This window comes from Pseudoalteromonas simplex, from assembly GCF_015278155.1.
Taxonomy (GTDB): Bacteria; Pseudomonadota; Gammaproteobacteria; order Enterobacterales; family Alteromonadaceae; genus Pseudoalteromonas; species Pseudoalteromonas simplex.
Window position 1 is genome coordinate 21,938 of the sequence record NZ_JADILN010000019.1, and the last position, 11,889, is coordinate 33,826.

The 11,889-nt window shown below is 44.5% G+C and carries 6 protein-coding genes; all 6 read left to right on the forward strand.

Going from position 1 to position 11,889, the window contains the following annotated elements; genetic code table 11:
* Nucleotides 1-108: 108 nt before the first annotated feature.
* Nucleotides 109-4,134 (forward strand): DNA-directed RNA polymerase subunit beta, encoded by a 4,026-nt coding sequence (gene rpoB, locus IRQ78_RS19930; protein ID WP_054554831.1) that lies wholly within the window; start codon nucleotides 109-111, stop codon nucleotides 4,132-4,134.
* 97 nt (nucleotides 4,135-4,231) lie between these two features.
* Entirely contained in the window at nucleotides 4,232-8,404 is a 4,173-nt protein-coding gene (gene rpoC, locus IRQ78_RS19935) for a DNA-directed RNA polymerase subunit beta' (RefSeq protein WP_054554832.1), read from the forward strand.
* A gap of 192 nt (nucleotides 8,405-8,596) precedes the next feature.
* Nucleotides 8,597-8,971 carry a 30S ribosomal protein S12 gene (gene rpsL / locus IRQ78_RS19940; protein ID WP_002958885.1) on the forward strand — a complete coding sequence of 125 codons (375 nt, stop codon included), beginning with the start codon at nucleotides 8,597-8,599 and terminating at the stop codon, nucleotides 8,969-8,971.
* Between the two features lie 97 nt (nucleotides 8,972-9,068).
* Nucleotides 9,069-9,539: a 30S ribosomal protein S7 gene (gene rpsG / locus IRQ78_RS19945; protein ID WP_054554834.1), complete on the forward strand. Its 471-nt coding sequence runs from the start codon at nucleotides 9,069-9,071 to the stop codon at nucleotides 9,537-9,539.
* A 27-nt stretch (nucleotides 9,540-9,566) separates the two neighbouring features.
* On the forward strand, nucleotides 9,567-11,681 hold the full coding sequence (fusA, locus tag IRQ78_RS19950; protein ID WP_194442960.1) for an elongation factor G: 2,115 nt from the start codon (nucleotides 9,567-9,569) through the stop codon (nucleotides 11,679-11,681).
* Nucleotides 11,682-11,741: 60 nt separating this feature from the next.
* The coding region (locus tag IRQ78_RS19955) for a GTP-binding protein (protein ID WP_228482695.1) at nucleotides 11,742-11,889 on the forward strand (148 nt) is incomplete at its 3' end.

The window sequence follows — 11,889 nt, forward strand, 5'->3', positions numbered from 1 at the left end:
GAGCAAAATAGAACAACAATTTAATGTTGTACATCTTGGCTTAGATGCCAGTTAAGTCTGTTCTTACAAGAACAGGTCGGGTCAAAGATCAGCAAGCTGAGGAACCCCATGGCTTACTCTTATTCTGAAAAGAAACGTATCCGTAAGGATTTTGGTAAACGTCCACAAGTTTTGGATATACCTTTCTTACTGTCGACGCAGTTAGAATCGTTTAAAAAATTCTTAGTCCCTGACGCTGATGGCGATCACGGTTTGGAAGCTGCTTTCCGTTCTGTGTTTCCTATCAAAAGCTACTCGGGAAATTCTGAGCTTCAATACGTAAGTTATCGTATTGGTGAGCCAGTATTCGATGTAAAAGAATGTCAAATTCGCGGTGTGACTTATTCTGCTCCACTTCGCGTAAAATTGCGTCTTGTGGTGATGGACAAAGAAGCACCAGGCACAGTTAAAGACATTAAAGAGCAAGAAGTTTACATGGGCGAAATTCCGCTCATGACTGATACCGGTACCTTTGTTATCAATGGTACAGAGCGTGTTATCGTTTCTCAGCTACACCGTAGCCCTGGTGTATTCTTTGATAACGACCGCGGTAAAACTCACTCGTCAGGTAAAGTACTTTATAACGCGCGTGTAATTCCTTACCGTGGTTCATGGTTAGACTTCGAGTTTGATGCAAAAGATAACCTTTATGTACGTATTGACCGTCGTCGTAAATTACCGGCGTCAATCATCTTACGTGCACTTGAGTACTCAACGGATGAAATCCTAGAGATATTCTTCGATACAACTGCGTTTGAAGTTGCTGACGGTAAAGTTCTTATGGAACTTGTTCCTTCACGCTTACGTGGTGAAACTGCCGCTTTTGATATCAAAGGCGAAGACGGTGAAGTCCTTGTTGAAGCGGGTCGTCGTATTACTGCGCGTCACATCAAGAACATCGAGAAAAAAGGTATTAACCAATTAGAAGTACCGCATGAGTACATCATTGGTCGTGTTGTAGCTAAAAACTATGTTGATGAGTCAACGGGTGAGATCATCGCAAACGCGAATGACGAGCTATCACTTGAGCTAATGGCTGAATTGGTTAAAGCAGGTCACACTAAGATTGATACACTATATATCAACGAAGTGGACAGCGGCGCCTACATGTCAGATACATTACGTATCGACACAACAAGCAACCGTTTAGAAGCATTAGTAGAAATTTATCGCATGATGCGCCCAGGCGAGCCACCGACGAAAGACGCGGCTGAAGCCTTATTTGATAACTTGTTCTTCTCTGACGAGCGTTACGATTTATCAACAGTTGGTCGTATGAAGTTCAATAGCCGTGTAGGTTATGACTCAGATACTGGCCCTGGCACATTATCGAAAGAAGACATCGTAGCTGTTATGAAAGTGCTTATCGCTATTCGTAACGGTGTTGGCGATGTTGATGATATCGACCACTTAGGCAACCGTCGTATCCGTAGTGTTGGCGAAATGGCTGAGAACCAATTCCGCGTTGGTCTAGTACGTGTTGAGCGTGCTGTACGTGAGCGTTTAAGCTTAGGTGACCTTGACGCTGTAATGCCACAAGATCTTATTAACGCTAAGCCTATTTCGGCTGCGGTTAAAGAGTTCTTTGGTTCATCTCAGTTATCACAGTTCATGGACCAAAATAACCCGCTTTCAGAAGTAACGCACAAGCGTCGTATTTCTGCATTAGGCCCGGGTGGTTTAACACGTGAACGCGCTGGCTTCGAGGTTCGAGACGTTCACGTAACTCACTATGGTCGTGTATGTCCAATCGAAACGCCTGAGGGTCCAAACATCGGTCTAATTAACTCATTGTCTACGTACGCACGTACTAATGACTATGGTTTCTTAGAAACACCTTACCGTAAAGTGGTAAACGGTGTAGTTACTGATGAAGTAGATTACTTATCAGCCATTGAAGAAGGTCAGTTTGTTATCGCTCAGGCGAACTCAAACTTGAACGAAAACAATGAGTTTGTTGATGAACTAATTCCATGTCGTCACAAAGGTGAATCAACCTTTATGGGCAAAATGGACCAACAATATATGGACGTATCACCACAACAGGTGATCTCTGTAGCGGCAGCACTTATCCCGTTCCTAGAACACGATGATGCTAACCGTGCATTGATGGGTTCAAACATGCAACGTCAAGCCGTACCAACACTTATCGCGGACAAACCGCTGGTAGGTACAGGTATCGAGCTGACACTAGCGAAAGATTCTGGTGTAACTATCGTTGCTAAGCGTGGTGGTGAAGTAATGTATGCGGATGCAAGCCGCATCGTTGTAAATGTACATGAAGATGAGCGTATTCCAGGTGAAGCGGGCATCGATATTTACAACCTTACTAAATACACTCGCTCAAACCAAAATACATGTATTAACCAAAAACCAACTTGTATGGTTGGTGAGCCGGTAACACGTGGTGACGTATTAGCAGATGGTCCTTCGACTGACCTAGGTGACTTAGCACTTGGTCAAAACCTTCGCGTGGCATTCATGCCATGGAACGGTTATAACTTCGAGGATTCAATCCTACTATCTGAGCGTGTAGTTCAAGAAGATCGTCTAACGACTATCCACATTCAAGAACTACAATGTATCGCACGTGATACTAAATTAGGTCCTGAAGAGATCACAGCAGATATCCCTAACGTAGGTGAGTCTGCACTAGGCAAGCTTGATGAATCAGGCGTTGTTTATATCGGTGCTGAAGTTAAAGGCGGCGATATCCTAGTAGGTAAAGTGACTCCGAAAGGCGAAACGCAATTAACACCAGAAGAAAAGCTACTACGTGCTATCTTCGGTGAGAAAGCGTCAGACGTTAAAGACAGCTCTTTACGCGTACCAAACTCTGTAACTGGTACTGTAATCGACGTACAAGTTTTCACCCGTGACGGTGTTGAAAAAGATAAGCGTGCGTTAGAAGTTGAAGACATGCAGCTTCGCGAAGCGAAGAAAGACTTCAACGAAGAGTTCCGTATCTTAGAAGCAGGTGTATTAGACCGTGCTCGTAAGTTACTTGTTGACGCAGGTCTGAACGCAGATTCAATTGCATCACTAAATGCTGAAAAGCTGCTTACTCAAAGCCTTGCTGAAGAAGACAAGCAAGCTGAACTTGAGCAACTAGCTGCCCAGTACGATGAGCTTAAAGCTGAATACGATAAGAAGTTTGAAAACAAACGTCGTAAGATCACTCAAGGTGATGACTTAGCACCAGGCGTACTTAAGATTGTTAAAGTATACCTAGCTGTTAAACGTCGTATCCAACCAGGTGATAAGATGGCGGGTCGTCACGGTAACAAAGGTGTTATCTCGACTATCGTACCAGTAGAAGATATGCCATACGATGACAAAGGTCGTACGGTAGACATCGTTCTGAACCCGCTAGGTGTACCATCACGTATGAACATCGGTCAGATCCTAGAAACACACATGGGTCTTGCTGCACGTGGTGTGGGTGAGCGTTTAGAAGAAATGATGAAAGAGCAGCGTGAACTGCACGAAATCCGTAGCTTCGTTAAGAAAGTTTACGAATTAGGTGATTGTCGTCAGAAAGTTGATATCGACTCGTTCTCTGATGATGAAGTTCGTCGCTTAGCTGATAACTTGAAAGGTGGTTTACCGATCGCAACTCCAGCCTTTGATGGTGCTCGTGAAAGCGAAATCAAAGACTTACTAGAGCTTGGTGGTTATCCAAGAAGCGGTCAAGTTACACTTTATGATGGCCGTACTGGCGATCAGTTCGAACGTCAAGTAACTGTTGGTTACATGTACATGCTGAAACTTAACCACTTGGTTGATGACAAGATGCACGCACGTTCAACTGGTTCTTACAGCCTTGTTACTCAGCAGCCGCTGGGTGGTAAAGCTCAGTTCGGTGGCCAGCGTTTCGGTGAGATGGAGGTGTGGGCACTAGAAGCTTACGGTGCTGCATATACTCTACAAGAAATGCTAACAGTGAAATCGGATGACGTGAACGGTCGTACTAAGATGTATAAGAACATCGTAGATGGTAACCATAAGATGGAACCAGGTATGCCAGAATCGTTCAACGTATTGTTGAAAGAAATCCGCTCACTGGGTATCAACATCGAGTTGGAAGAAAATTAAGCCATTTAGGTGCGGCGTAAGCCGCACCTGTTAGGCCGAATAGAATGTAGGGGCGATTGGTTCGCCCTCAAGATTAACCTCCGACAGGAGAGCTAAGGTGAAAGACTTACTTAAGTTTCTGAAGCAACAAAATAAGACCGAAGAATTCGATGCAATTCGCATTGGTCTTGCTTCGCCAGATATGGTTCGTTCATGGTCATACGGTGAAGTAAAGAAACCTGAGACAATCAACTACCGTACTTTCAAGCCTGAGCGCGACGGCTTATTCTGTGCCCGTATTTTCGGCCCAGTGAAAGATTATGAGTGTTTATGTGGTAAATATAAGCGCCTTAAGCACCGTGGTGTTATTTGTGAAAAGTGTGGCGTTGAAGTAACGCTTACTAAAGTGCGTCGTGACCGTATGGGTCACATTGAGCTTGCGAGCCCAGTTGCGCACATTTGGTTCTTAAAATCATTACCGTCACGTATTGGCTTAATGCTAGACATGACACTTCGTGACATCGAGCGCGTACTTTACTTCGAATCATTCGTAGTAACTGAGCCTGGTATGACAACGCTTGAGCGTGGTCAGCTTTTAGGTGAAGAAGAGTACCTAGATGCACTTGAAGAGCACGGTGATGAGTTTGAAGCGAAGATGGGTGCAGAAGCAGTATTAGACTTGCTTCGTGAACTTGATCTTGGCCAATTAATTGCTGAAATGCGCGAAGAGTTACCAACAATTAACTCTGAAACTAAGCGTAAGAAGATCACTAAACGTCTTAAATTAATGGAATCTTTCCACCAATCAGGTAACAACCCTGAGTGGATGATCATGACAGTACTTCCAGTACTTCCGCCTGATCTACGTCCATTAGTACCACTAGACGGTGGTCGTTTTGCGACTTCTGATCTGAATGACCTTTACCGTCGTGTTATTAACCGTAATAACCGTCTTAAGCGTCTATTAGATCTAGCAGCACCAGACATTATCGTACGCAACGAAAAACGTATGTTACAAGAAGCGGTAGATGCGCTACTTGATAACGGTCGTCGCGGTCGTGCGATCACAGGTTCTAACAAACGTCCTCTTAAATCGCTTGCTGATATGATCAAAGGTAAGCAAGGTCGTTTCCGTCAGAACTTACTTGGTAAACGTGTAGATTACTCTGGCCGTTCTGTAATCACAGTAGGTCCTACGCTTAAACTACACCAGTGTGGTCTTCCTAAGAAGATGGCACTTGAGCTATTCAAACCATTTATCTACGGCAAACTAGAGCGTCGCGGCATGGCTACGACTATCAAAGCAGCTAAGAAGATGGTTGAGCGTGAAGTGGCAGAAGTATGGGATGTATTAGACGAAGTAATTCGTGAACATCCAGTATTACTTAACCGTGCACCAACACTTCACCGTTTGGGTATCCAAGCGTTCGAACCTGTGCTTATCGAAGGTAAAGCGATCCATTTACACCCATTAGTTTGTGCGGCGTACAACGCTGACTTCGATGGTGACCAAATGGCGGTACACGTACCGTTAACGCTTGAAGCACAGTTAGAAGCACGTGCTCTAATGATGTCTACAAACAACATCCTATCTCCAGCGAATGGTGAGCCAATCATCGTTCCTTCACAGGACGTTGTATTAGGTCTTTACTACATGACTCGTGATCGTATCAATGCGAAAGGCGAAGGTACTGTATTTAAAGATCCTAAAGAAGCTGAAAAAGCATACCGCAGTGGTAATGCTGAGCTACATGCGCGCGTAAAAGTACGTATTAGCGAAACAGTTGACAATGAAGAAGGTGAAGCAGTTGAGCAAGTATCTATTGTTGAAACAACAGTAGGTCGTGCAATTCTTTCACTAATCCTACCTAAAGGCATGCCGTTTGAGTTAATCAACCAAGCCCTAGGTAAGAAACAAATTTCTGGCTTATTAAACGAGTGTTACCGTCGTCTAGGTCTTAAAGATACCGTTATCTTTGCTGACCAAGTAATGTACACAGGTTTCCACTACGCAATGAAGTCAGGTGTTTCAATCGGTATCGATGACTTAGTTATCCCACCGGTTAAAGCAGAAATCATTGAATCAGCGGAAGCTGAAGTAACTGAAATCAACCAACAATTCCAATCAGGTCTTGTAACGGCTGGTGAAAAGTACAACAAAGTTATCGATATCTGGTCACGTGTAAATGAAAACTTATCACGTGAGATGATGGCGAACTTATCAAAAGACACTGTAATCAACGCGAAAGGCGAAGAAGAAGAGCAATCTTCATTTAACTCAGTGTTTATGATGGCAGACTCAGGTGCACGTGGTAGCGCCGCTCAGATCCGTCAGTTAGCGGGTATGCGTGGTCTAATGGCACGTCCAGATGGTTCAATCATCGAGACACCAATCACGGCGAACTTCCGTGAAGGTCTAAACGTACTACAGTACTTCATCTCAACGCACGGTGCGCGTAAAGGTCTTGCCGATACAGCACTTAAAACAGCAAACTCGGGTTACTTAACGCGTCGTCTAGTAGACGTTGCACAAGACTTAGTAATCAACGAAGACGACTGTGGCACAGAAGATGGCTTAACAATGAAACCGCTTATCGAAGGTGGTGACGTTGTAGAAGCACTTCGTGAACGTGTACTAGGTCGTGTTGTTGCTGAAGATGTATTAATTCCAAATACTAACGAAGTACTTGTTGAGCGTAACGTTATGCTTGACGAAAAACTGTGTGACCTTTTAGAAGAGCACTCAGTGGATGAAGTGCGCGTTCGTTCAGTAATCACTTGTGATAATGACTTTGGTGTATGTGCTAAGTGTTACGGTCGTGACCTTGCGCGTGGCCACATCATCAACCCAGGTGAGTCAGTAGGTGTTATCGCGGCACAATCAATCGGTGAGCCGGGTACACAGCTTACGATGCGTACCTTCCACATCGGTGGTGCGGCATCTCGAGCGTCTGCTGAAAACAGTGTACAAGTTAAAACTAACGGTACATTGAAGTTACACAATGCGAAGTACGTATTAAACACAGACGGTAAGATTGTTATCACGTCTCGTTCAACAGAGATCACTATCATCGATAGCTTTGGTCGTGAGAAAGAGCGTTATAAAGTACCTTACGGTGCGGTGTTAGCAGTACAAGATAATGCAGAAGTTCAAGGTAACGACATCGTTGCTACTTGGGACCCGCATAGTCACCCAATCGTTCTTGAGCACAAGTCAAAAATCTCATTCAGCGACATTGATGACTCAAATACCGAAGCACAAACAGACGAGTTAACTGGTTTAACACGTGTGGTTGTTAAAGACTTAGGTAAAGCGAATGCGAAAGAACCTAAACTAATCATCGAAAGCGATGAGCGTGGTCTGCAAGAAACACGTCTTCCTTCATTCACAACGATTGAAGTAACAGACGGTGCAACTGCAAACCCAGGTGACGTACTAGCACGTATTCCGCAAGAAGGTTCGAAGACTCGTGATATCACGGGTGGTCTACCTCGCGTAGCTGACTTATTCGAAGCACGTAAGCCGAAAGATCCTGCAATCCTTGCAGAAATCACAGGTACCATCAGCTTCGGTAAAGAAACTAAAGGTAAGAAGCGTCTTGTAATCACTCCTGCTGAGGGTGACGCATACGAAGAGATGATCCCTAAATGGCGTCAACTTAACGTGTTCGAAGGTGAGCAAGTGTCTAAAGGTGAGGTTATCGCCGATGGTCCTGAGTCACCACATGACATCTTACGCCTACGTGGTGTAACTCATGTAGCTAACTACATCGTTAACGAAGTGCAAGAGGTTTACCGCTTGCAAGGCGTTAAGATCAATGACAAGCACATTGAGACAATTATTCGTCAGATGCTACGTAAATGTATCATCCTTGACGGCGGTGACACTGAGTTCTTAGCCGGTGAACAAGTTGAAGTAGCACGCGTTAATATTTCTAACCGTGAACTTGAGAAACAAGGCAAGATCCCAGCGAAGTTTGAAATCCAGTTAATGGGTATCACTAAAGCGTCACTTGCAACAGAATCTTTCATTTCTGCAGCATCGTTCCAGGAGACAACTCGTGTCCTAACTGAAGCCGCTGTAAATGGTAAGAGCGATGAGCTTCGTGGTCTGAAAGAGAACGTAATCGTGGGTCGTCTGATCCCAGCTGGTACAGGCTTTGCGTATCACCAAGACCGTTTAAACCGTCGCAAGCAAGGTGAAATCGTTGAAGAGCAAACAGTAAGCGCTGAAGAGGCAACTCAAGCACTTACTGACGCACTAAACGCAGATATCTCTGGAAACCAATAATCTCAGCTTAATCAATAGATTAAGAAATCGTAAGGCAGTTATCTTCTGCCTTACGATGAGTTAAGGTTGACAGGTTAAACTTTGCTCATTAAAATTCCGCCACCCATTTGCCTGCACGTTTTGTAACGAGCATGTAAACAGGGCGGATTTTTTATTTTTTCAGTAGTAATTTTAATTTCAGGAGCTATTTAAATGGCAACTATTAACCAGCTAGTGCGTAAGCCACGTCGTAGCAAAGTTACTAAAAGTAACTCAGCTGCACTTAAAGCTTGTCCGCAAAAGCGTGGTGTATGTACTCGTGTATATACAACTACACCTAAGAAACCAAACTCTGCATTACGTAAAGTAGCGCGTGTTCGTTTAACTAACGGTTTCGAAGTAACATCTTACATTGGTGGTGAAGGCCACAACTTACAAGAGCACAGTGTAATCCTAATCCGTGGTGGTCGTGTTAAAGACTTACCAGGTGTGCGTTTCCACACTGTACGTGGTGCACTTGACTGTGCAGGCGTTAGCGACCGTCGTCAAGCTCGTTCTAAATACGGTGCTAAACGCCCTAAGGGCTAATGGTTCTCCGTTAGTAAGGCCAAGCACTAAATTTTTAAATTAATTGTTTTGGGTATTGACTCTAAAAGAGCAAACCTGAAGATACCGGAGATACAAAATGCCTAGAAGACGCGTAATAGGTCAACGTAAAATTCTTCCAGATCCTAAGTTCGGATCGGAACTTCTTGCTAAATTCGTTAACGTAGTAATGTTAGACGGCAAGAAATCTACTGCTGAAAAAATCGTTTATGGTGCGTTAGACGTGGCTGCTGAGAAATCAGGCAAGTCGCACCTTGAAATCTTTGAAGCTGCACTTGAAAACGTTCGCCCACAGGTAGAGGTTAAATCTCGCCGTGTTGGTGGTTCAACGTACCAAGTACCAGTTGAAGTACGTCCAGTACGTCGCAACGCATTAGGTATGCGTTGGTTAGTAGACGCTGCACGTAAGCGTGGCGAAAAATCTATGGGCTTACGTTTAGCTCAAGAAATCGTTGACGCTGCTGACAACAAAGGCACTGCGGTTAAGAAACGTGAAGACGTTCACCGTATGGCTGAAGCGAATAAAGCATTCGCTCATTACCGTTGGTAATCTGCCCTTAACCTTTAAGAGGATCATATGGCACGTACAACTCCACTTGAGCGCTATCGCAATATCGGTATTTGCGCTCACGTAGATGCAGGTAAAACCACCACAACAGAACGTGTTCTGTTCTACACGGGTCTTTCTCATAAGATCGGTGAAGTACATGATGGTGCTGCAACTATGGATTGGATGGAGCAGGAACAAGAGCGTGGTATCACAATCACTTCTGCTGCAACAACGTGTTTCTGGAAAGGGATGGACGCTCAATTTGACGACCATCGCATCAATATCATTGATACGCCAGGACACGTAGATTTCACTATCGAAGTAGAGCGTTCTTTACGCGTACTCGATGGTGCGGTAGTTGTTCTTTGTGCTTCATCTGGTGTACAGCCGCAAACTGAGACAGTTTGGCGTCAAGCGAACAAATACGAAGTTCCTCGCATGATCTTCGTAAACAAAATGGATCGCACTGGCGCTGACTTCTTAACAGTTGTGGACCAGGTGAAATCTCGTCTTGGAGCAACGCCTGTTCCAATTCAGCTACCAATTGGTGCTGAAGACGACTTTAAAGGTGTTATTGACCTTATTAAGATGAAAGCCATTAACTGGAATGCCGAAGATCAAGGCATGACTTTCACTTATGAGGCCATTCCGGCAGAGCTTCTGGAGCTTGCAGAAGAATGGCGTTCTCACATGGTTGAGAGCGCTGCTGAAGCATCAGAAGAACTAATGGACAAATATCTAGAAGGTGAAGACCTGACCGAAGCTGAAATTAAAGCAGCTTTACGTCAGCGCACATTAGCAAACGAAATTGTTCCAATGACGTGTGGTAGTGCATTTAAGAATAAGGGTGTTCAAGCTGTGCTTGATGCTGTTATCGAATATATGCCTGCGCCAACACAAGTGAAACAAATCCAAGGTATCGTTGAAGATGGTACTGAGGAAGAACGTCCTGCTGATGACAACGCACCGTTTGCCGCACTTGCTTTTAAGATTGCGACAGACCCGTTCGTTGGCACCTTGACCTTCTTCCGTGTTTACTCTGGTACTGTTAAACAGGGTGATGCGGTATACAATCCAGTTAAAAGTAAGCGTGAGCGACTTGGTCGTATCGTTCAGATGCATTCAAACTCACGTGAAGAGATCAAAGTAGTCTACGCAGGCGACATCGCAGCGGCTATTGGTCTTAAAGACGTAACAACAGGTGAGACACTGTGTGATCCGAACTCAATCATTACGCTTGAGCGTATGGAGTTCCCTGAGCCAGTTATCTCTGTTGCGGTTGAGCCTCGCACAGTCGCTGACCAAGATAAGATGGGTATCGCGTTAGGTAAACTAGCGGCAGAAGATCCGTCTTTCAGAGTACAAACTGACGAAGAATCAGGCCAGACTATTATTTCTGGTATGGGTGAACTTCACCTTGATATCATTGTCGACCGTATGAAACGTGAATTCAGTGTTGAATGTAACGTTGGTAAGCCGCAGGTAGCATACCGTGAAGCTATCCGTTCAGCTGTTGAAGTTGAAGGGAAGTTCGTACGTCAATCAGGTGGTCGTGGTCAATATGGTCACGTCTGGCTTAAACTTGAACCGATGGATATTTCGGAAGATGATGCGCCAACTTACGAATTCGTTAACGAAATCGTTGGTGGTTCAGTTCCTAAAGAATACATCCCTGCGGTAGACAAAGGCATCCAAGAGCAAATGGCTCAAGGTGTGCTTGCAGGCTACCCATTACTTGGCGTTAAAGCGACTTTATATGATGGTTCATTCCATGATGTAGACTCGAATGAAATGGCATTTAAGATTGCAGGTTCAATGGCGATGAAGAAAGGTGCGCTTGAAGCAAACCCTGCTCTTCTAGAACCAGTAATGAAGGTTGAAGTTATCACTCCTGAAGAAAACATGGGTGATGTAGTTGGTGACTTAAACCGTCGCCGCGGCATGATCGAAGGCATGGAAGAAGCATTCGGTGGTCTTAAGCAAATTAATGCGCAAGTACCACTTTCTGAAATGTTTGGTTATGCAACTGATCTGCGATCTGCAACACAAGGCCGTGCATCTTACTCTATGGAGTTTTTGAAGTATGCAGAAGCCGCTAAAAACGTTGCAGATGCAATAATTGCAGCTCGCGCTGTTATATGATTTAGCTTGTCTGGCCCAATAGTGGGTCAGGCGTTAATTTCTTTATAGGAATTTTTTAAGATGGCAAAAGAAAAGTTTGAACGCGTAAAACCGCACGTAAACGTTGGTACAATCGGCCACGTTGACCACGGTAAAACAACTCTAACAGCAGCAATCACTAACGTACTTGCAAAAGTATACGGTGGTGTAGCTAAAGACTTCGCATCAA